We start from the raw sequence: 20578 nt of genomic DNA, 5'->3' as shown, positions 1-20578 counted from the left end.
TGGTCGCGAGGGGCGGCGGGGGCGCCGTCGGGGGCGGCCGTGGTCCCTCGTGGGTCCGCGGCTCCCCCGGGTCCCGGTGCGTGCGGCGCCATCGCGCGAAGGGGGCGGGGCTGCGGGGCGCGGGGCGGGTCAGCGGCGGGGGACGAGGGTGGAGCCCTGGCGGGGGACCATGCCGGTGCGTCCGGTGGAGGGCTGGGGGAGGCCGAAGGTGGTGAAGGCGGTGCGGGTGGGGAGGGGGTAGGGGGTGTGGTCGGTGAGGGAGTTGAGGATGGTGGCGCTGCGCCAGGCGGCGAGGCCGAGGTCGGGGGTGCCTACGCCGTGGGTGTGGGTTTCGGCGTTCTGGACGTAGACCGAGCCGGTGACGGCGGGGTCGAGGACGAGGCGGTGCTGTGCGTCGATGCGGGGGCGTGCGCCGGAGTCGCGGCGCAGGTAGGGATCGATGGCGGCGAGCAGGGTGTCGATGCGGCGTTCGCGGTAGCCGGTGGCGAGGATGACGGCGTCGGTGGTGAGGCGGGAGCGGGTGCCTTGCTGGGTGTGGTCGAGGTGGAGTTCGACCTTGGTGGTGCCGACGCGGCCTGCGGTGCGGACGAAGACTCCTGGGGTGAGGGTGGCGTCGGGCCAGCCGCCGTCGAGGGTGCGGCGGTAGAGCTCGTCGTGGATGGCGCCGAGGGTGTCGTGGTCGATGCCTTTGTGGAGCTGCCATTGGGCGGGGAGGAGGTCGTCGCGGACGCGTTCGGGGAGGGCGTGGAAGTAGCGGGTGTAGTCGGGGGTGAAGTGTTCGAGGCCGAGTTTGCTGTATTCCATGGGCGCGAAGGCGGGGGTGCGGGCGAGCCAGTGGAGGCCTTCGCGTCCTGCGGGGCGGGCGCGGAGCTGGTCGAGGAAGATTTCGGCGCCTGACTGGCCGGCGCCGATGACGGTGATGTGGTCGGCGCCGAGCAGGCTTTCACGGTGGTCGAGGTAGTCGGCGGAGTGGATGACGGGGACGGCGGGGGCTTCGGCGAGGGGGCGGAGCGGGACGGGGATGTGGGGGGTGGTGCCGATGCCGAGGACGAGGTTGCGGGCGTAGGTGCGGCCGAGGGCTTCGGCTTCGCCTTCGGGGTCGAGCTGGGTGTAGTCGACTTCGAAGACTTCGTGTTCGGGGTTCCAGCGGACGGCGTCGATCTGGTGGCCGAAGTGCAGGCCGGGGAGGTTTTCGCTGACCCAGCGGCAGTAGGCGTCGTATTCGGCGCGGTGGATGTGGAAGCGCTCGGCGAAGTAGAAGGGGAAGAGACGTTCGCGCGTTTTGAGGTAGTTGAGGAAGGTCCAGGGGCTGGCGGGGTCGGCGAGGGTGACGAGGTCGGCGAGGAAGGGGACTTGGAGGGTGGCGCCGTCGATGAGGAGGCCGGGGTGCCAGTGAAAGGCGGGGCGCTGGTCGTAGAAGGCGGTGCGCAGGGGGGTGACGGGGTGGGCGAGGGCGGCGAGGGAGAGGTTGAAGGGGCCGATGCCGATGCCGGCGAGGTCGAGGGGTGCGTCGGGGCTCGTGGTGTCGGTGGTGAGGGGCGCTTCGGGAGTGCTGCTCATCTGGGGATGTGGCCTTCCACGAGTTTGAGGAGGCTGGTCAGGTCTCCGGGTTGGGTGTGGGGGTTGAGGAGTGTGGCTTTGAGCCAGAGGCCGGTGGGGGTGGTGGCGCGGCCGAGGACGGCCCGTCCGTCGGTGAGGAGGGTGCGGCGGATGGTGGCGAGGGTGGTGTCGTCGGCGCCGGTGGGGCGGAAGAGGACGGTGCTGAGCGCGGGGCGGGAGTGGAGCTCGTAGCGGGGGTGGGCCTCGATGAGGTCGGCGAGGGTCTGGGCGGCGGCGAGGGTGTGGTCGACGAGTTCGCCGAGGCCGTGGCGGCCGAGGGCTTTGAGGGTGACGGCGATTTTGAGGATGTCGGGGCGGCGGGTGGTGCGCAGTGAGCGGCTGAGCAGGTCGGGGAGGCCGGCTTCGGTGTCGTCGTCGGCGTTGAGGTAATCGGCCTGGTGGGCGAGGGGGGCCAGGGTGGCGGGGCCGGGGACCGCGAGGAGGCCGGCGGCGACGGGTTGCCAGCCGAGTTTGTGCAGGTCGAGGCCGACGGTATGGGCGCGGGCGAGGCCGTTGAGCGCGCTGCGGTGGGTGTCGCTGAAGAGGAGGGCCCCGCCGTAGGCGGCGTCGATGTGGAAGCGCGCGCCGTGCTGGGCGGCGACGTCGGCGAGGGCGTCGAGGGGGTCGATGGCGCCGGAGTCGGTGGTGCCTGCGGTGGCGGTGAGGAGGACGGGTCCGGCGCGTCCGGCGAGGTTGGCGAGGCAGGTGTGGACGGTGTCGGGGGTGAGGATGCCGTCGGGGGTGGGGAGGGTGAGGGGTTCGGGGAGGCCGAGGAGCCAGGCGGAGCGGGGGATGCTGTGGTGGGCGTTGGCGCCGCAGACGATCTGGAGGGGGCGGGCGGGCCGGTGCGGGTCGGTCGCGGTGCCGGCGGGGGCGGCGGCTTCGCGGGCGAGGAGCAGGGCGAGCTGGTTGGATTCGGTGCCGCCGGTGGTGATCAGCGCGTCGGGGCCGGTGGCCTGGGGGTAGACCAGGGCGGCGAGTGCGCGGCTGGTGAGGGCCTCCAGTGCGGAGGCGGCGGGGGCCTGGTCCCAGGAGTCCATGGAGGGGTTGAGGGCGCAGGCGGCGAGGTCCGCCGCGGTGGCGAGGGCGAGCGGCGGGCAGTGCAGATGGGCGGCGCAGAGGGGGTCGGCGGGGTCGGCGGCGCCGGCGGCGAGGGTGTGGACGAGGGTGCGCAGGGCGGTGTGCGGGCCGGTGCCGTGGTCGGGGAACACGGGGTGGCAGGCGTCGCGTACGGCACGGGTGACGGTGTCGGGGCCGCCGGGCGGGAGGGGGCCGGCGCGGTCCTCGGCGCCGGTGGTGAGGGCGTCGAGGACGGTGTCGAGGAGGGGGCGGAGCGCGCGGGGGCCGTTGGTGCCGCCTGCGAGGGCGGTGCCGGCAGGGGGCACAGTCATCAATGTGCTCTTCTGTCAGGGGAGTTGGGGGTGTCGGGCTCAGGCAAACGAGCCCTTAGGCAGCCCTAAGTTACTTTCCCTGCACGCTGCGTATCCACTGGTCGTGGTCATACCACCCGTAAGTGGTACGGGTGTACCGCAGGTGTTCGGGTGCCGTCGTCCTGCCGGTCCGGCGGCACCCGCTGCGCGGGCCGGGGCGGGTCCCCGGCGTCCCGCCCGCGCATCGGGCGGGACGTTGCGGGCACCCCTCAGGCGTTCTCCGCCGCGGTGCGCACCTTCACCGCCCTGCGCAGGTCATCGAGCTGGTCGATGAGTTTGCGGCGCAGGGCGGGGGTCGGGTTGCCGTCGGTGAGGCAGGCCTCGCCGAGGTGGAGGGTGTGGTCCTCGACGAAGGGAGCGGGGAAGGCGTGGCGGCCGGCCGCTTCGGCGAGGGCGGGGCCGCGGGCGGCGGCGAGGGCGGGGACGTCGGTGAAATAGCGGGCGACGTAGGGGCGGAGCAGGTCGAGCTGCTCGGGTGCCCAGAAACCGGTGGCGGTGGCGGTGAAGAGGTAGTTGGAGAGCGCGGCCGGGCCGTCGGTGGTGAACAGGGCGTCCCAGGCGGCTTGTTTGGCGGCCGGGTCGGGGAGCGCGGCGTGGCAGCGGGCGGCGCCCTCACGGCCGGTGGCGCTGGGGTCGCGGGCGAATTCGGCGTCGATGGCGGCGCAGAGTTCGTCGAGGGGTGCGGCGCCGAGGGTGGCGAGCCGGCCGAGGATGCGCCAGCGCAGTTCGGGGTCGAGGCGGGGGCCGCCGGGGACGCTGCCGTCGTCGAGCCAGTCCTGGATGCCTTCGGGGGTGGTGGCGCTGTCGATGAAGGCGCGGACGGCGGTGAGCCGCAGTCCGGCTTCGGCGCCGTGCTCGGGGCCTTCGGTGCGGCGGAGTATGTCGCGGCTGAGGGCGGTGAGGGTGGCGAGGGCGGCGTGGCGTTGGGTGCGAGGGAGGTAGCGGTCGGCGATCTGGGTGCGCGCGAAGGCGAGGACGCCCTGGACGAGGGCGAGGTCGGTTTCGTACGGAAGGTGGGCACGGGCGGCGTCGAGGTAGGCGGTGGGGGCGAGTTCGCCGTCGCGGACCATGTCGCGGGCGGCGTTCCACACGACGGCGCGGGTCAGCGGGTCGGGGAGCCCGGACAGTGCGCCGAGGGCGGTGTCCCAGGAGACGGGGTCGAGGCGGACCTTGGCGTAGGTGAGGTCCTGGTCGTTGAGGAGGAGCAGGGCGGGGCGGCCGCCCGTGGCGGAGCGGGCGCCGTCGTCGGGGACGTCCCAGGTCAGCGGCTCGCGCGGGACGAGGCGGCCGGTGCTGGTGCGGTCGTGGTCGTAGCGGCCGACGGTGAGCCGGTGCGGGCGGGTGCCGTCCGGGCTTCCGGTCTGCTCGACGGACACGCTCCAGTTGCCGTCCGCGGCTTCCCGTACGACGGGGGTGAGGGTGTCGGCTCCGGTGGTGCGCAGCCAGCGTTCGGCCCAGGCGTGGACGTCGCGGTCGGTGGCGCGGGAGAGCGAGTCGATGAAATCGGCGAGGGTGGCGTTGGAGAAGCGGTGCCGGGCGAAGTGGTCGTTGATGCCGGCGAGGAAGTCCTTCTCCCCCATCCAGGCGACGAGTTGGCGCAGTGCGGAGGCGCCCTTGGCGTAGGAGATGCCGTCGAAGTTGAGGAGTGCGGAGGCGGTGTCGGGGACGTCCTCGGGGGCGGGGGCGACGGGGTGGGTGGAGGGGCGCTGGTCGGCGTCGTAGCCCCAGCCCTTGCGGGCGACGGCGAAGTCGGTCCAGGTGTCGGTGAAGCGCGTGGCCTCGGACAGGACCTGGTAGCCCATGTATTCGGCGAAGGACTCGTTGAGCCAGATGTCGTCCCACCACTGGAGGGTGACGAGGTCGCCGAACCACATGTGGGCCATTTCGTGGGCGATGGTCACGCCGCGGGTCTGGCGTTCGGTGTCGGTGACGGCGGAGCGGAAGACGTAGGCGTCGCGGAAGGTGACCAGGCCGGGGTTCTCCATGGCGCCGGCGTTGAACTCGGGGACGAAGGCCTGGTCGTAGGAGTCGAAGGGGTAGGGCTCTTCGAAGATCTGGTGGTAGCGGTCGAAGCAGCGGCGGGTGAGGTCGAGGATCTCGTCGGCGTCGGCGTCGAGGTGCGGGGCGAGGGAGCGGCGGCAGTGGATGCCGAAGGGCAGTCCGGCGTGTTCGGTGCGTACGGAGTGCCAGGGGCCGGCGGCGACGGCGACGAGGTAGCTGCTGATGAGGGGGGTGGGGGCGAGGGTCCAGTGGCCGGGGTCGCGCTGGGTGGCGATGCCGTTGCCGAGGACGGACCAGTCGGTGGGGGCCGTGACGGTGAGGGCGAAGACGGCCTTCAGGTCGGGCTGGTCGAAGGCGGCGAAGACGCGCTGGACGTCGTCCAGGAACAGCTGGGTGTAGACGTAGCTCTCACCGTCGGCGGGGTCGGTGAAGCGGTGCATGCCCTCGCCGGTGCGGGAGTAGCGCATGGTGGCGTCCAGGCGCAGTTCGTGGGCGCCGGGGGCCAGGCCGGTGAGCGGGAGGCGGTTGCCATCCAGGTCCGCGGGGTCGAGCGGGTGGCCGTCGAGGGTCACGGAGTGCAGCTCGGCGGGCCGGAGCTCGACGAAGGTGTCGCCGTCCGTGCGCGCGGTGAAGTGGATGACCGTACGGGAGCCGAACCGGTCCTCGCCCTGGGTCAGGTCGAGTGCGATGTCGTAACGGTGGACGTCGATGAGCCGGGCTCGGATCTGCGCCTCGTCGCGCTGTAGTGCGGGCATGCGTTCATGCTGCCGTACGGCCGGTGGGTGGTGCACGGGGGTTGGGACAGCCGGGGCTCGGAGGCCGTGGGGGCTTGGTGGGGCGGGCGTCTGGTGGGAGGTGGGGTGCCGCGGGGGCGGTGGGGCAGTGGCCGGCGCCGCCGCGGACGGCGACGGCCGCCTGCGTCCCGACGGCGGGCCCGTCAGCCGTTCCACCCGCTGACCAGTGGCGGGTCGTCGGGATCCGGGATCTGCGTGGACCAGCCGCCGGGCACGCTGCGGACCTGGCGGTCGCGGAAGCGCACGGGGGCGGTACCGACCCGGCGGGTGAACAGGCGGCTGAAGTACGCCGGGTCGTCGTAACCGACCCTGCGGGCCACCGCCGCCACCGGGAGTTCGGTGCCCACGAGGAGTTCCTTGGCCCGGCCCAGGCGTATCCCCAGCAGGTAGTCCTTGGGGCTGCAACCGGCGCCGCGCCGTACGGCGGTGCGGAGTTCGGCGGGTGTCATACCGTGCCGGGCGGCGTGCTCGGCGACCGAGAGCGGCAGGAACGCGTCGCGGGCCAGTGCCTGGAGGACGGGGTCGCCGTCGGCGTCGGTATCGGCCCGTGCCCGGCGCAGGACGACGAGGAGTTCGTGGACCGCGGCGGAGGTCTCCACCTCCAGGAGGGGGTTGCCGCGGCGCGCCGCGCGGGCGATGCGCCCCACGGCCGCCCGTGCCGGGCCGGTGTCCGCGAGCGGTACGAGCGGACGGTCGGGCTCGATGTAGCCGAGTTCGGTGTAGGTCGTGGTGGCCGGGCCGGTGAAGTCGACGAAGCTCTCGTCCCAGCCGGTCTCCGGGTCGGCCCCGTAGTGGTGCGGGACTCCCGGCATGATCCACAGCAGGGCGGGGGCGGTCACCGGGTGCCGCCGGCCGTCGGGGGTGGCGAACCAGCCGCGACCGGCGCTGATGACGATGGCGACATGGTGGTCGAGGGTGCGCGGGCCGACCGTGGGCAGGGTGCCGTGCTGGAGTCCGACGCCCAGGCACACCAGGCCGAGCCGGTGGTGGACCGGGCTCGGGGTGAAGTAGCGCATCCAGGTGTGGTACACGCCCGGGCCTCCCGTCGCTCCGTACCTCTGCGTACCGCTCCGTCGGACCGTCGGGCCGTTGAGCCGTCGAACCGTCCAATCACACTCGATCTTTGTCCATGGACCGTCACACCGCCAGAGGGCGAGGGTGACCGGTGACCGTGAGCGCCCGGCCGGTGGCGCACGGGAGACGACTCAAGGGCGGCTGACGTGACGCAGTTCGAGGTGGGCGAGCGGGACTTCGTACTGGACGGGCGGCCGGTGCGGCTGCTGTCCGGGGCGTTGCACTACTTCCGGGTGCACGAGGCGCAGTGGGACCACCGGCTGGCGATGCTGCGGGCGATGGGCCTGAACTGTGTGGAGACCTATGTGCCGTGGAACCTGCACGAGCCGCGGCCCGGTGAGTTCAAGGACCCGGAGGCGCTGGGGCGGTTCCTCGACGCGGTGCAGGCGGCGGGGCTGTGGGCCATTGTCCGGCCGGGGCCGTACATCTGCGCGGAGTGGGAGAACGGCGGGCTGCCGCAGTGGCTGACCGGGCCGCTGGGGCGGCGGGTGCGGACGCGGGATGCGGCGTATCTGCGGGCCGTGGACGCCTGGTTCGCGCGGCTGCTGCCGCAGGTCGTGGCGCGCCAGTGCACCGCGGCGTCCGGGCCCGGGGGGCCGGGCGGCGGGCCGGTGATCATGGTGCAGGCGGAGAACGAGTACGGCTCGTACGGCAGCGACGGCGTCTACCTGGCGCACCTCGTGGAGCGGCTGCGTGAACTGGGAGTACGGGTGCCGCTGTTCACCTCGGACGGGCCCGAGGGGCACATGCTCAGCGGTGGTGCGGTGCCGGGGGCGCTGGCCACCGTCAACTTCGGTTCCGGGGCCGGACAGGCGCTGGCGGCGCTGCGGCGTCATCAGGCGCACGGGCCGCTGATGTGCATGGAGTTCTGGTGCGGGTGGTTCGCGCACTGGGGGCAGGCTCAGGTGCCGCGCGCTCCGGAGGATGCTGCGGCGGCGCTGCGCGAGATTCTGGAGTGCGGTGCGTCGGTCAATATCTACATGGCGCACGGCGGGACGACTTTCGGCGGGTGGGCGGGGGCGAACCGGGCCGGTGAACTGCATGACGGGGCGCTGCGGTCGACGGTCACCTCGTACGACTACGGGGCGCCGGTCGATGAACGCGGGCGTCCCACGGAGAAGTTCTGGCGGTTCCGGGAGGTGCTCGCCGAGTGGGCGGACGGGCCGCTGCCCCGGGTGCCGGAGCCGCTGCGGGTGCTGCCGTCACCGGTGCGTGCGGTGGTCGAGGAGTGGGCGCCCGCGGAGGACGTGATGGAGGCGCTGGGGGGTGCGGAGGTCGAGGGGGGCACTCCGGCGACGTTCGAGGAGCTGGGCGTGGACCGGGGTGTGGTGCGCTACCGGGTGGCGGTGCCGGGGCCGCGGGAGGGCTGTCCGCTGCGGGTGACCGGGCTGCGGGACCGGGCGGTGGTGTGGGTCGACGGGGTGCGCGGGCCCGTGGTGGACACCGAGGACGCGGTGCTCGGGGAGGTGGCCGGGCCCGCGTCGGTGGAGTTGTGGGTGGCGTCGCTGGGGCGGGTGAACTACGGCCCGCGGCTCGGCGAGTCCAAGGGGATCGTGGGCGGGCTGCTGCACGAGCGGCAGTATCTGCACGGCGTACGGTCGCGGGGGCTGCGGCTGGACGCGATGGAGGAGCCCGGGGCGCTGTCGCGGGTTCCGTTCCGGGCGGTGGCGGGGGCGGGCGGGGCCGCGGGGCTGTACCGGGGGACGCTGACGGTGGCCGGGCGGCCCGGTGATGCCGATCTTGCGCTGCCGGGCTGGCGCCACGGTGTCGTCTGGATCAACGGTTTCTGTCTGGGGCGCTACTGGGAGCTGGGGCCGCAGCGCACCCTGTATGTGCCGGGTCCGGTGCTGCGCGAGGGCGCCAACGAGCTGCTGTTGTGGGAGTGGGAGGGCGCCCCGGCCACCGTGGGGGAAGAGGCGGGGGCGCCCGGTCTGTATCCCTGCGCGGCGGGGCGCTGAGATGTCCGTGGGGGCGGGCGCCCGCCCCCACGGGGGTCACACCTCGCGGACCTCGAAGGTGTCCAGGACGAACTCCGCCGTGCCGTCGTCGCCCACCTTGTGCAGTCCCACCCAGGCCTCGCCGGCGGCGGGGGCGGTGAACTCGTAGGTGTGGGTGGCGGGCCGGCCGGCGACGGGCAGCGGGGTGCGGGTCAGTTCGCGGGGCGCGGGTGCGTCGACGGCGGTGACCCAGGCGTACTGGCCGGCCTTCTCGTTGGCGTAGCGGAAGGTGACCCGGTAGCGGCGGCCCGCGGTGAAGCGGACGGTGTGCGGGACCGTGCGGTAGACCAGGCCGCTGTTCTCGCCGCGTGATTTGAGCGACTGGCCGCCGTCGAGGACGTCGTCGACCGCCTTGCCGTTCCAGCCGCGCCGGGTGAACGGGGCGTGCCGCTGGGCGATATGGGTGCGGGGGTCGGTGCTGCCGCCGGCGTCGCCCTTGACGAAGACGCCCCAGCCCTGGGGCACGTGCTCGAAGTCCTCGTAGGCCAGGGTGCCTTTCTTGGTGGTGGGCTCGGCGGGTACGACGCGGAGGTTGTCGAAGCCGATCCGGGCCCGGCCGGCCGCCGAGGTGAGGGTGAGGGTGACCGGGCCGCCGCCTTCCGGGACGGTGAAGGGGGTGAAGAGGCGCTGGAAGCGGGTGCCGGACTTCCGGTCGGCGGCGACGTAGTTGACGGCGGTGGAGGTGTCCGTCCAGTTGGCGGCGGTGACGCCGTCGGCGGTACGGACCTCCAGGGCGGCCCGTCGCCGTTCGCCCGCCGTGGCGCCGACCTCGACCTGTACCGAGGCGGCGTAGTGGCCGGGGGCGAGGCGGGCGAGTTTCTGGGCGACGGTGGCGGCGCCGCCCGCGCCGATGACCAGTTCGTAGTCGCCCCGCCTGCTGAGCCGGACGGCGGCCGGGCCGGTGACCTGCCGGCCGGCCAGGTTCCCTGAGTGGAAGCCGGGGTCGGTCAGCGGGGTGCCCTCGCCCCAGTCGGGGTCGCCCTGGGCCGGGGCCTTGGTGCGGTGGAGGACGTAGGCCACGCCGGGCTCGGCGGTGAGGGTGATGCTGCCGCCGCTGACGGGGACGCGGGTCTCCTGCGTGCGGCCCTGGTCGGTGAGCCGGTAGGCGTAGACGGACCGGCTGCCCGACCAGCCGCGGGGCAGGTCCCAACTGGTGCTGCCGCCGCGGGGGTTGTAGTGGTAGAGCTTGTCGGGGTCGGTGGCCCGGCGGGGCTCCCAGGGGAGCAGGTAGGTGCCGCCGTCGTAGACCAGCCGGCCGTCGGTGGTGATCCTGCGGGTGCCGCTCGGCTGCGTTGCGCCGCCGCTCCGCGACGCGTCCCCGGAAGCGGAGCCTGCATCGCTGACGACCGTCCTGGTGGGCCCCTCGAAGGTGATCTCGTGCGCGCCCCAGGTCCTGATCGGGTACGCCTGGAGGTATTTGGCGGGCAGGGCGTCGGTCCAGATGACCGTGTGGAACGCGTTCCAGTCGGTCTTGCCCACCCAGCCCTCGAAGTTGCCCATCCGGGCGTTGCCGAGCAGGGTGGGCCACTTGTCGGCGAAGACATCCTTGTGGTGGTTGCGCAGGAAGCGGATGAGCCGGGAGTTGATGCCGCGGGAGGTGTCGGGGCCGTAGTCGGTCTCGTTCGCCCAGTGCGACCACAGGGCGGAGCGCTCCAGGCCGTGGCCCCATTCGGTGGCGACCTGCCAGCCCTGGTCGCGCAGGTGGCGCTGGAGGCGGTCGGAGTTCCAGCCGGACTCGCGGAAGACGTCGAGGTAGAGGGTGTTCAGCGCGGGGTCGGTCTCCTTGCGCAGCTGCGCGAAGCGCCGGGCGATGTCGCCGGAGAGCAGATCGCGGCGGGCGTCGATGCGGTAGGACTGGTCGAGCCAGTCCCACTGCTTGTCGTCCTTGTCGACGAGCTTTTCGGAGAAGGCATGGGCGACGGGATAGGACTCGGTGGCGTTGACGTGCACCGCGAAGTCGCTGTGCCACTTCTTGCCGGCGCGGAGCAGGGCGTTGAGGCCGGCCAGGCCGCCGGCCCGGGTGTTGTAGTTGCCGCCGTAGTCGGGGTGTGCGGAGTCGTGGCCTTCGGACTGGTAGCCCTTGAGGAGGGTGAACTGCCGCAGCCCGTCGGTGGCCAGGGCGATCCGCTTGATGTGGTCGAGGGTGGCGAGGAACGGGTTGGTGGCCTGGCTGGCGAAGTTGAACGGGATGTGCGGGACGACCCGCAGATGCTGTTCGTCGGCGCCCAGCGGCATGACCATGATGTCGCGCAGCGCGATGGCGGCGTCCTGCCAGTCGGTCTTCCCGTCGCCGTTGCGGTCGCGGGTGACGATGACGGTCGCGTAGGGCAGCGGGTCGGTGGAGTCCACCGGCTGCCCGGCGGCCCGGTATGTCCACTGGCCGCAGGACAACTGGGCTTTGACGAAGCCGTCGCCCTTGGCGGTCTGCCGCCAGAGCCGCCCGTTTTCCCAGGTGGTGGCTCCGGCGGGCTTGTCGTAGCAGGTGTTGGTCTCGATGGCGCCGGCCAGCTCGTCGGTGGCGACGACGGCGTAGGCGCAGCCGGTGGGCGAGGCCTCGACGGGGGTCTCGGCGGTGACCTGCACCAGGGTGTCGCCGCTCTTGTCCTTGTCCAGTTCGATCCGGGCGGCCAGCAGGGCGGCGCCGGGCTGGTCGCTGCGGACGCTCAGCAGGGCGAGGCCGGGGATCTCCAGGGTGCCGACGCGCAGTGCCGGGGTGTCGGTGAGGGTGGTGACCCGCCAGGTGGTCTGCCGGCCGTGGACGGCGATCTCGACGGTGATCCTGGTGCCGCCGTCGAAGCCGAGGGTGTAGGTCGCGCGGTCGGCGCGGGCGCGGTGGGTGACGTGGGGGGTGCGGGCGGTGCCGTCGATGACGACCTGGGTGACCGGGGTGTCCTGGCCGTGCAGGACGGCGCCGGTGCCGCGGTCGGTGTAGGAGACGATGCGCGGGAAGGCGGTGTCGACGCGGACCTCCAGTGCACCGGACCGGAGCACCGCCTCGCCGCCGCGCGGTGCGGCCGTGGCGGAGTGCGCGCCGAGCGGGAGGGCGCCGGCGGCCCCGGCGAGCGCGGTGGCGGCGACGACCGTTCTGCGGCTGGGCCCGCGCGGGGCGCCTGTCTGTTCGTTCACGCGCGCTGTCCTCCTTCGTGCCTGCACTGCCTGTCGGCGGACAGCGTGCTGCGCGTGCGGGGCGTGCGCCTATGGACAAAGGAGGGGCAGGTGTTGGACAGATGTGGGACCCGTGGGCGGGTGGCGGCCGGTGCGGCCGGGTGACGGCCGGTGCGGCCGGGTGACGGCCGGTGCGGCCGGGTGACGGCCGGTGCGGCCGGGTGACGGCCGGTGCGGCCGGGTGGCGTCAGGCCGTCGCCCCGCCGTCGAGGGGCAGTACGGCGGTGAGCTCCCAGCCGCCCTCCGCCGCGGGGCCCGCGGCGAGCCGTCCGCCCAACGCCTCGGCCCGCTCGGCGAGTCCGGCCAGGCCGAAGCCGCCGCCGCGGGCCTGTTCGCACAGCCGGGCCGGGCTGCCTCCGTCGTTGGCGATGCGCAGCTCCGCCCCGCAGGGCACGGGCCGCAGTCCGATCCGTATCGCCGTGGCGTCCGCGGCGTGCTTGCGGACGTTGGTCAGCGCCTCGCGCACGATGCGGTAGACCGCCGCGGCCACCTCGGCGGGCAGCGCCTGCGCCAGGTCCCTGTCGAGGGAGAGGACGACCGGCGGGCCGGTGCGGGCGAACGCCTCGGTCAGTGCGCGGACGTCGGCGAGCCCGGCGACCGGGTGGGGCTGCGTCCCGTCCTCGCGCAGCACCCGCACCAGCCGCCGCATCGCGCCCAGCGCCTCGCTGCCGGAGACCTCGATCCGTTCGAGGGTGGCGCCGGCCTGCCGGCCTTCGAGGGCGGTGAAGCGGGCGGCGCGGGCCTGGACGACGATGCCGGTGACATGGTGGGCGACCAGATCGTGCAGCTCCCGCGCCAGTTCCAGGCGCTCGGCGGCCCGTACGGCCGCGAGATCGCGCAGTCGCCGGGCGTCCTGCCGGCGCAGGATCGTCGAGTACGCGGCGACGACCACGGTGAGCACGGCGGAGACGACGGTGAACAGGCCCGGCCGGACGTCCCGCATCGGGGCGAGTGCGCAGGCCAGGCCCAGCGCCGGGCCGAGGACAGCGGCGGTGCGGCCGGGCGCGCGGCGGATCACGGCGGTGAGCAGGACGAGCAGGGCGATGCCCTCGCCCAGGCCCCACACCTGCGGCGCGTGCTGCCCGGCGATCAGCACCGCCGACCCGGTGAGGGAGACCGCGGCCGCGGCCTGGGCCCGTACGGTCAGCGGGATCCGGACGGAGGGCACCGCGCACAGACAGACCACGACGCCGGCGGCCACCACGACCGCCTGCGGGAGGGTGGGCCGGCCGGCCAGTTGCATGGTTTCGAATCCGACGAGGAGCAGCAGCACGACCGCCAGCGCGGCTCTGGCGACGACGGCTTCCCGCGGATGGGCCCTGGTCCACCGCCCGGGCGGTCTCCTGCGCGCGGCCGGGCGGGCGTCCTCCGGCCGCCGCCCGGGTCGCGCCGCCTTCGGGGGCCTTCGCGGGGTGCTCACGAGCTGCCGGAGGACAGACCGCTCTGCCAGGCCCAGAAGGCGATCTCGACCCGGTTGCGGGCGTCCAGCTTGGTCTGCACGTTCGCCAGATGGGATTTGACCGTGGACAGCGACAGGTAGAGGGCGCCGGCGATCTCGGCGTTGGTCCGGCCGCCGGCCAGCGCGCGGACGACGTCCCGTTCGCGGTCGGTGAGCGGCTCGGAGGGGGTGCGGGCGGTCCGTCCCCGGCCGGCGGCGGGGACCATGTCGCGCAGCAGCCGGGCGGTGATCGCGGGCGAGAGCAGTGCCTCGCCGGCGGCGGCGGCCCGTACGGCTTCCACCAGCAGCGCGGGGCTGGCGTCCTTGAGGAGGAAGCCCGAGGCGCCGCCGCGCAGCGCGGTGTGCACATATTCGTCCAGGTCGAAGGTGGTCACGATGACGATCCCTGGGGTGGGCCGGTGCCCGGGGCGGGCGGCGGCGCGCTCGGTCAGCCGGCGGGTGACCTCCAGCCCGTCGGTCCTGGGCATCCGGATGTCCAGCAACAGCACATCGGGGCGCAGCCGTTCGACGGCCGCGAGGGCGGCCTCGCCGTCGGTGACATCGGCGAGGACCTGGATGTCGTGCTGGCTCTCCAGGACCATCCGGAAGCCCATCCGGACCACTTCCTGGTCGTCCGCGATCACCACACTGATCGGCATGTCGTTCCTCCTCGGCGCCCTCGGGGTCGCGGGCCCGCTCCGTCCATCCGAACGGCGGTGCGCGCGGACCGCAACCGCGGCCGGGGGCGGCGTCCCGGACCGGCGCCGGGGTACGTGCGGATCAGCCCCGGGCCGCGTTCGAGGGGGCGTCGGCCGGCAGCTCGACGGCATCGTGGTGACCGCCGAGCAGCACATAGGCGAGGGTCGCGGCGGAGGCGGCGAGGAGCAGGGTGGCGAGGACCGTCGCACGGCGGTCGCGGTCGCGTGCCGGGGGTCGGGTACGGGGCTCGGTGGTCATGCCGTTCACGCTAGGGAGCCGTCGCGGCCCCGCCCATAGGCCGTCCGGTCATCCATGACGGCACAAGGCCCGGCCGGAAGCACGAGCTTGGTCCCGGGGCGGTGGGACCAACGGCCGTACGGCGACGGGACCAAGGTCCGGGACCTCCGGCCCGGCAAAGGGCCCGGGGAGCGGCTCCCCGGGCCCTTCGTCCTCGCGTGCGTGCCGCGTCAGCCCAGTTCGCCCGCGGCCTTCTTGATGTTCGCAGCGAAGGCGCTCACCTCGCTGTAGACACCGGGCTTGCCGGGCCGCGCACAGCCCTCGCCCCAGGAGACGATGCCGACCTGGAGCCACTGCCCGGCGTCGTCCTTGCGGAACATCGGGCCGCCGGAGTCACCCTGGCAGGTGTCGACGCCGCCGGTGTCCAGCTTGCCGGCGCAGATCTCGTCGCCGGGCGTCAACTGGTCGCCGTAGGCCTTCTGGCAGGTGGCGTCGTCGATGAACGGGACGGTCGCCTTGAGGAGGTAGCGCTGCTGGCTGCCGCCTTCCTTCTCGGCGCCCCAGCCGGCGATGGTGAAGTCGCCGTTGTTGAGCTTGTCGTCCTCGGCGATCTTCAGCGTGGGCTGGTCTATCGGCTTGGCGAGCTTGATCAGCGCCCAGTCCTTGCCCTTGCCGTTGTAGCCGGGGGCCTGAAGGACTTTGGTGGAGTTGACCTTGACGGCGGCGGAGTCCTCCAGATCGACCACGCCCGCGGTGGCCGTGATGGAGGTGTTGTCGCCGCTGCCGTCGACGCAGTGCGCCGCGGTGAGCACGATGTCCTTGGCGTAGAGCGCGCCACCGCAGCCCATCGACAGCCGGACCATGAAGGGGAATTCACCCTGGTCGGCCTTGGTGCCGCCGACGACCTTGGTGTGGACGGAGCCGGACGGGCCCGGAGAGGGGGCGGCCGTGGCCGAACCGGGCTGAAGGCTGAAGGCGGCCAGGGCGATCGCGCCGGCGGCAGTGGTTCTCTTGAGGTGCTTCCGGTAGCTGCGCAACGGGCTTCCTTTCGTGGGGGGTTGCCGTCGCTGACGAGCCCATGCCAACACCGGAGCCGGACGTGGCCGCCGCAGAAGGTGCGTGGAAGGAGGGCAGCACGCCGCAAGGCGTCCGGACCCAGTGGGGGATGAGTCCGTAGAGCGCCCTGTGATTATGTGGACTGCCCGATCGGGGTGACAAGGGTGCGCATCCAGCCAACTCCCCTGCCCCACAGGCCCCGTACGGCCCATACCGGACCTTCCCGGCCCCCCGTACAGTGGCCGGGTGACCACGGGCGGCAGTGAGATCGAGCACGGATACCCCCATCTCGACACGGTGCGTGCGGCCGTCCATGCGCTGTTCAAACGCCTGTCGTACGACACGGTGAGCACCTTTGCCACCAGCGTGCTGCCCGTCGATGTGGCCTTCGACGAGACCGAGGATCTGCATCTGGGGGCGCAGCGGGTCGCCCGCGCGATGGTGCGGCAGCTGCATCTGCCGGACGCCCGGGTGGTGATCACCTTCCGCGAGATGGAACACGCCGCGTATGTCGAACTGACCGCGGGTCCCGAGTACTTCATCGAGCTCAACGACCGCTTCAAGAAGCACCGCAAGGACATCGGCGCCGCGCTGGCCCATGAGGTGATGCATGTGTACTTGCACCGCCTGGACCTGTCGTTCCCCGGCACCCGCGACAACGAGATCCTCACCGACACCGCCGCCGCCTACCTCGGCGCGGGCTGGCTGCTGCTCGACGCCTACCGCGAGCACGGCCCGTTCTCGCAGAAGCTCGGCTATCTGACGCCGGAGGAGTTCGGCTATGTCCTCGCCCAGCGGGCCGAGTTCTTCGGCGAGGACCCGGCGCCGTGGTTCACCAGCCCGCAGGCGTACGACGCGTACACGGCGGGCGCGGCGCGGGCCCGTCAGGACGCGCGCCGGCCGCCGCTCGCCGCCGCCGGCTGGGCCGCCCGGCTGCGCTACGCCAAGGACCGCCGGGCGGCACAGGATCCGCGGCGCGCCGGCCGGCCGCCCGCCACCGCCGACTACGACTTCGAGGGCCCGCCGCCCTTGCGGGTGTCGTTCCCCTGCCCCGCCTGCCACCAGCGGATCCGCGTCCCGGTCCGCGGCCGGCTCCAGGCACGCTGCGGGCTGTGCAAGACGCTGCTGGACTGCGATACGTGACGGGGCGGCGGCCGAAACCCTGGATGTTCTCCAGTGGACGGCGGGGCAGGCCCTAGACCCACCCCTCCAGGCCCGCCATGAAGCCGTCGAAGTCGTCGCGGTGGATGGTGTGTCCGACGCCGTGCACCGTACGGACCTCGAAGCCGCGGCCGGTCAGCTCGGCCGCGGCCTGCTCGGAGAAGAGGAACCCCTCCCCCGCGAACTGCACCAGCGACGGGACGACCGGCTTCTCGGGCACATGGTCCTGCCGGTGCACGGCGGACAGCGCGAGGGCGGTGGCGGTGTCCCAGTCCGCGATCGTGGCCAGCTCGATGTCGAGATCGACATCGCTCCAGCGTTGATTGAAGGTCTGGAGCATCGCCCGGTCGGCCCGCTTGAACGCGACGAACAGGGCCGGGTCGACGGGCTCCTGGAACTGAGGGAACGCCCACGCCGGATCGCTGTAGACCGCCCGCCGCGGCTGGAGCCGCTCCACCGCGAGGGACAGCGCCAGACCGCCCAGGGAATGCCCGACGACGACCTCGGGAGCGGCGGGCAGGGTCTCCACGAGGTCCTCGGCGTACAGCTCGGTGTGGTAGTCGCCGCGCGGGCTGCGGCCGTGGCCGCGCAGATCGACGGCGATGACCCGGTAGCCCCGGTCGGCGAGCGCCGGACCGACGCGGTGCCAGGTGCGGTGATCGGACATCAGCCCGTGGACCAGCACCGCGGTCCGTTCGCCGGTGCCCCACTCGTGGGTGTGCAGCTGCATGCCCGTGCCTCTCTCCGGTGCCCGCGCTCTCCGGTGCGCGCGCTCTCCGCCTGCCGATGGTCCTCGGCCCGTGTTCCCCGGGCCGGGCCGCACCCGCGCGAGATTACACGTGTCAACAGGCGCGGCAGGTGCGCCCCGCCCCGACCCGCCGCACAAATCCCCTGTGCGAGGCCGCCCGGCAGCATGACCGACCGGACCGGCCCACGGACCACCCCAACTCCCCCTATGGGTACGGCCGTTGCCCGCCGCGCCGGGGTCTCGCGCGCCACGGTCCCCTACGTCCCGAACGGGCAGGCCGCCTGGTCGCCGCCCTGATCCGGGACCCCGCCGCCGCGCCCGTGACCCACCGGCCGGGCCGGCCGGCCCGGCTCCTGTGGGCCCTGGCCGCCCCGCCCCTCACAGCCAGTCCTTCTCCGGCGTGGCCGCGGCCAGTGCGGCCCGTACGCCGGTGCGCAGAGGTATGCCGTGCGGGACGCACACCGTGTCGACGTCATCGAGGGCGGCGAGCCGGCGGAAGGACGCGACGGCCTCCTCGCGTGCGACGTTGCCCGGGCCGAGGATGACGCGGCTGCCGTCGGGGCTGGTGGCGATGATGTCGCCGGGGAAGAGCAGCCGGCTCGCGGGGAGGTGCAGGGCGATCCCGCCGGGTGTGTGGCCGGGGACATGCAGCACCCGTACCGGTTCCCCCCAGCCGTCGAGGGTGTCCCCGTCGTGCAGGGCGACATCGACCTCGGTGGTGCGCAGCGGCGGGAGTCCGGCGGCCGCCAGGTCCGCCATGACCCCTTCGTGCAGCGACCGTTCCATGGGGGTGAACGCCGGCGCGGGTTCGGGGGCGGCGCCCCGGATGTACGGGACTTCCTGTGCGCCGGCCAGGACCCGGGCCCCGGTGGCCGCGGCCAGGTCGGCGGCGGAGCCCATGTGGTCCAGGTGGAAGTGGGTGAGCACGATCTGCCGCAGCTGTCCGGGCCGGCCGCCGAGCCGGGCCAGTGCGTCGAGGATGGCGGGGGCCGAGCCGGGGATGCCGGTGTCGACCACCGCGTAACCGTCGTCGGGGAGGGCGACGAGATACACATGCCCGACAGGGAAGGGGAGTTGCCAGACGGTGGGGGTGATTTCGATGGGTGCGTCCATGGCCCGGACGCTAACGGGCGGGCGGCCCGGTTCCGCCGCCGTTACGCCCTGGGCTGACCGGGTTATGCCGTGGGCGGACCGGTCGGAGGGACGTCTCCCCACCCCGCAGACTTCGACGGAAAGCGGCCGGAACCTGTCTTGCGCCTGGCACGTCCCATCGGTGACACAAGGAGGCATGTCATGCGAGGATCCCACCTCTCCCGCACCCGTACCCTCACCGCCCTGCTCGCGCTGACGGCGGCCGGCGCCGTCGCACTGTCCGGCTGTGGCCAGGATCAGCAGAAGGTGACCCCCGCGGCCCCGCCGAAGAAGCAGGATGCGTTCGAGCAGCGCGCGGACCAGATCGTGCGGGACTGGCCGAAGGTCTCCCCGGTCCACGGCCGGCAGCAGGCACTGCTGCCGCTGGTCGCCGCCCAGCGCCCCGAGAAGAAGGACGTACGGGAGATCACGGTCACCGTCGGGCACAGCGCCTGCGATGTGCGCTTCGGTGCGCGCAGCCATGAGTCGAAGGACCTGGTGGTGATCACCGGCTGGGGCAAGCGGAAGAGCTCCAAGGGGATGTGCACCGAGCAGCTGGCCACCGACAAGGTGACGGTGCACCTCAAGAGCGCGCTGGACGGCCGCAAGGTCGTGGACGCGGCGACCGGCAAGCAGCTCCTCAAGGACTGAGGGGCGGGACCGGCGTCTGACCTCCGTGGAGCAGCCTGCGGTGCCAGGCGTCGCAGGCTGCTCCACGGAGTTCGGGGAGACACCCCCTAGGCTCGCCGTATGAGCCCTTCCATCGCCAGCAACACCCGTGTCGAGCTGCCCGAGCTGCTGGAGTTCGTCCGCCCCCGTCATCGTGCGATCCTGCTCACCCGCCGCAGCGACGGCACCCCGCAGGGCTCGCCGCTGACCTGCGGGGTGGACGACTCCGGGCGGTTGGTCATGTCGACGTATCCGGAGCGCGCCAAGGTCCGTAACGCCCGCCGGGTCTCGTCGGTCAGCGTCATCGTGCTGTCCGACGAATGGAACGGCCCGTGGGTGCAGATCGACGGCGAGGCCGAGGTCGTCGACACCCCGGATTCGATCGAGCCGCTCGTCGAGTACTACCGCAACATCGCCGGGGAGCACCCGGACTGGGACGAGTACCGGGAGGCGATGCGCAAGCAGGGCAAGTCGCTGATCCGGGTGACGCCGCTGCGCTGGGGGCCGGTCGCGACCGGCGGTTTCCCGGCCCGGCTCGCGGAGGACGGCGACTCCTGACCCGCCCCGCCGCGAGTCCCGCGCACCGGCCGGGCGCGCGTCAACGGGTGGTGCGGGTACCGCCGTTGACGTTCAGTACCTGGCCGGTGAGGTGCCGGGCCGCCGGTGACGCCAGGAAGGCCACGGTCCCCGCGATGTCGTCCGGGGACCCCGGGCGGCCCACCGCCGAGGCGGCCACCAGGCGGTCGCGGCGCTCGTCGGTGAGCCGGTCACGGAAGAAGTCGGTGCCGGCGATATAGCCGGGCGAGACGACGTTGGCGGTGATGTCGCGGGGGCCGAGGATCCGGGACAGCTCGACGTTCCAGGAGGCGAGCCCGGCCTTGGCCGCTCCATAGGCGCCGCCCCCCTGGTCGGCGGCGATCGACCCGATCTGGACCACCGCGCCGCCGGCCGCGAGCCGGCCGTCCAGCGCCTTGGTGGTCAGCGCGGCGCTGAGCAGGTTGGCGTCGAGGTTGGCGCGGAAGTTCCGGGCGTAGGCCGCCAGGTCGTCGGCTCCGTCCGCGTCCAGGTCGGTGTTGCCGCCGGCGTTGTTGACCAGGACGTCGATCCGCTCGGGGAGTTCGGCGAGCAGCTCGGCGAGCGCCCGGGGGTCGGTGTGGTCGCACGCCAGCGGACGGACGGTGCGGCGGGCGGCCGCGGTCTCCTCCAGGGGCCCGGTGCGCCTGCCGGTGACGAGGACGTCGTCACCGGCGTCCGCGAAGTGGTGGGCAACGGCGCGTCCGATGCCGGTTCCACCGCCGGTGATCAGGATGGTGCGTGACATATGCTGAACTCCGTCCATCACGTTCAGCTCTAAATTTAGAGCTGAATTTAGAGCTGAA

The 20578-nt window shown here is 73.2% G+C and carries 16 protein-coding genes; 4 read left to right on the top strand and 12 right to left on the bottom strand.

Annotated features, from left to right (window positions below; translation table 11 throughout):
• Nucleotides 1-129: 129 nt before the first annotated feature.
• From IF67_RS0123460 to IF67_RS0123445, 4 genes are all read right to left on the bottom strand, one after another.
• A complete protein-coding gene (locus IF67_RS0123460) occupies nucleotides 130-1560 on the bottom strand; it encodes a lysine N(6)-hydroxylase/L-ornithine N(5)-oxygenase family protein (RefSeq protein WP_030988731.1) in 1431 nt (476 codons plus the stop codon).
• The gene (locus tag IF67_RS0123455; RefSeq protein WP_030988729.1) at nucleotides 1557-2990 is read right to left on the bottom strand and encodes a pyridoxal phosphate-dependent decarboxylase family protein; all 1434 of its coding nucleotides are present in this window, start codon (nucleotides 2988-2990) and stop codon (nucleotides 1557-1559) included. Before IF67_RS0123455 ends, IF67_RS0123460 begins: the two co-directional genes overlap by 4 nt.
• Nucleotides 2991-3238: 248 nt before the next feature.
• Nucleotides 3239-5785 carry an aminopeptidase N gene (pepN, locus tag IF67_RS0123450; protein ID WP_030988727.1) on the bottom strand — a complete coding sequence of 849 codons (2547 nt, stop codon included), beginning with the start codon at nucleotides 5783-5785 and terminating at the stop codon, nucleotides 3239-3241.
• 182 nt (nucleotides 5786-5967) lie between these two features.
• Nucleotides 5968-6855 carry a helix-turn-helix domain-containing protein gene (locus IF67_RS0123445; protein ID WP_030988725.1) on the bottom strand — a complete coding sequence of 296 codons (888 nt, stop codon included), beginning with the start codon at nucleotides 6853-6855 and terminating at the stop codon, nucleotides 5968-5970.
• 189 nt (nucleotides 6856-7044) lie between these two features.
• Between IF67_RS0123445 and IF67_RS0123440 the strand changes: the two genes are divergently transcribed.
• A complete protein-coding gene (locus IF67_RS0123440; protein WP_030988724.1) occupies nucleotides 7045-8856 on the top strand; it encodes a glycoside hydrolase family 35 protein in 1812 nt (603 codons plus the stop codon).
• A gap of 36 nt (nucleotides 8857-8892) precedes the next feature.
• On the opposite strand, the gene IF67_RS0123435 is transcribed toward IF67_RS0123440, so the two are convergent.
• The 5 genes from IF67_RS0123435 to IF67_RS0123415 form a co-directional block, all read right to left on the bottom strand.
• Entirely contained in the window at nucleotides 8893-12021 is a 3129-nt protein-coding gene (locus IF67_RS0123435) for an endo-alpha-N-acetylgalactosaminidase family protein (RefSeq protein WP_030988722.1), read from the bottom strand.
• 226 nt (nucleotides 12022-12247) lie between these two features.
• Entirely contained in the window at nucleotides 12248-13342 is a 1095-nt protein-coding gene (locus tag IF67_RS0123430) for a sensor histidine kinase (protein WP_051818487.1), read from the bottom strand.
• Nucleotides 13343-13476: 134 nt separating this feature from the next.
• The gene (locus IF67_RS0123425; RefSeq protein ID WP_030988719.1) at nucleotides 13477-14157 is read right to left on the bottom strand and encodes a response regulator transcription factor; all 681 of its coding nucleotides are present in this window, start codon (nucleotides 14155-14157) and stop codon (nucleotides 13477-13479) included.
• Nucleotides 14158-14278: 121 nt separating this feature from the next.
• Entirely contained in the window at nucleotides 14279-14455 is a 177-nt protein-coding gene (locus IF67_RS43840; RefSeq protein WP_158713147.1) for a hypothetical protein, read from the bottom strand.
• Between the two features lie 209 nt (nucleotides 14456-14664).
• Nucleotides 14665-15471, bottom strand: coding sequence for a S1 family peptidase (locus tag IF67_RS0123415; RefSeq protein ID WP_030988717.1), 807 nt, complete (start codon nucleotides 15469-15471; stop codon nucleotides 14665-14667).
• A 265-nt stretch (nucleotides 15472-15736) separates the two neighbouring features.
• On the opposite strand from IF67_RS0123415, the gene IF67_RS0123410 reads away from it, so the two are divergent.
• Complete coding sequence (locus tag IF67_RS0123410) at nucleotides 15737-16633, top strand: hypothetical protein (protein WP_030988715.1); 897 nt, start codon at nucleotides 15737-15739, stop codon at nucleotides 16631-16633.
• Nucleotides 16634-16685: 52 nt separating this feature from the next.
• Here the strand turns inward: IF67_RS0123410 and IF67_RS0123405 are convergent, their stop codons facing one another.
• Nucleotides 16686-17381 carry an alpha/beta fold hydrolase gene (locus IF67_RS0123405; RefSeq protein ID WP_030988713.1) on the bottom strand — a complete coding sequence of 232 codons (696 nt, stop codon included), beginning with the start codon at nucleotides 17379-17381 and terminating at the stop codon, nucleotides 16686-16688.
• 396 nt (nucleotides 17382-17777) lie between these two features.
• The gene (locus tag IF67_RS0123400; protein ID WP_030988712.1) at nucleotides 17778-18512 is read right to left on the bottom strand and encodes an MBL fold metallo-hydrolase; all 735 of its coding nucleotides are present in this window, start codon (nucleotides 18510-18512) and stop codon (nucleotides 17778-17780) included.
• Nucleotides 18513-18692: 180 nt separating this feature from the next.
• Here IF67_RS0123400 and IF67_RS0123395 point away from each other — a divergent pair, with 180 nt between their 5' ends.
• Both IF67_RS0123395 and IF67_RS0123390 read left to right on the top strand, forming a co-directional pair.
• The gene (locus IF67_RS0123395) at nucleotides 18693-19181 is read left to right on the top strand and encodes a hypothetical protein (RefSeq protein WP_030988710.1); all 489 of its coding nucleotides are present in this window, start codon (nucleotides 18693-18695) and stop codon (nucleotides 19179-19181) included.
• A gap of 99 nt (nucleotides 19182-19280) precedes the next feature.
• The gene (locus IF67_RS0123390) at nucleotides 19281-19757 is read left to right on the top strand and encodes a PPOX class F420-dependent oxidoreductase (protein ID WP_030988708.1); all 477 of its coding nucleotides are present in this window, start codon (nucleotides 19281-19283) and stop codon (nucleotides 19755-19757) included.
• Between the two features lie 40 nt (nucleotides 19758-19797).
• Here the strand turns inward: IF67_RS0123390 and IF67_RS0123385 are convergent, their stop codons facing one another.
• Complete coding sequence (locus tag IF67_RS0123385; RefSeq protein ID WP_030988706.1) at nucleotides 19798-20520, bottom strand: SDR family NAD(P)-dependent oxidoreductase; 723 nt, start codon at nucleotides 20518-20520, stop codon at nucleotides 19798-19800.
• Nucleotides 20521-20578: the final 58 nt, after the last annotated feature.

It is taken from the genome of Streptomyces sp. NRRL S-1813 (assembly GCF_000719605.1).
GTDB classification, from domain to species: Bacteria; Actinomycetota; Actinomycetes; order Streptomycetales; family Streptomycetaceae; genus Streptomyces; species Streptomyces decoyicus.
Note: the sequence above shows the minus strand (reverse complement) of the source record. Positions and strands in the feature narration are given on the sequence as shown.

Coding starts and splice junctions, on each gene's coding strand:
- IF67_RS0123400 (WP_030988712.1), bottom strand. CDS start 18,512: ATGGACGCACCCATCGAAATCACCCCCACCGTCTGGCAACTCCCCTTC.
- IF67_RS0123390 (WP_030988708.1), top strand. CDS start 19,281: ATGAGCCCTTCCATCGCCAGCAACACCCGTGTCGAGCTGCCCGAGCTG.
- IF67_RS0123405 (WP_030988713.1), bottom strand. CDS start 17,381: ATGCAGCTGCACACCCACGAGTGGGGCACCGGCGAACGGACCGCGGTG.
- IF67_RS0123385 (WP_030988706.1), bottom strand. CDS start 20,520: ATGTCACGCACCATCCTGATCACCGGCGGTGGAACCGGCATCGGACGC.
- IF67_RS0123425 (WP_030988719.1), bottom strand. CDS start 14,157: ATGCCGATCAGTGTGGTGATCGCGGACGACCAGGAAGTGGTCCGGATG.
- IF67_RS0123395 (WP_030988710.1), top strand. CDS start 18,693: ATGCGAGGATCCCACCTCTCCCGCACCCGTACCCTCACCGCCCTGCTC.
- IF67_RS0123455 (WP_030988729.1), bottom strand. CDS start 2,990: ATGACTGTGCCCCCTGCCGGCACCGCCCTCGCAGGCGGCACCAACGGC.
- pepN (WP_030988727.1), bottom strand. CDS start 5,785: ATGCCCGCACTACAGCGCGACGAGGCGCAGATCCGAGCCCGGCTCATC.
- IF67_RS43840 (WP_158713147.1), bottom strand. CDS start 14,455: ATGACCACCGAGCCCCGTACCCGACCCCCGGCACGCGACCGCGACCGC.
- IF67_RS0123460 (WP_030988731.1), bottom strand. CDS start 1,560: ATGAGCAGCACTCCCGAAGCGCCCCTCACCACCGACACCACGAGCCCC.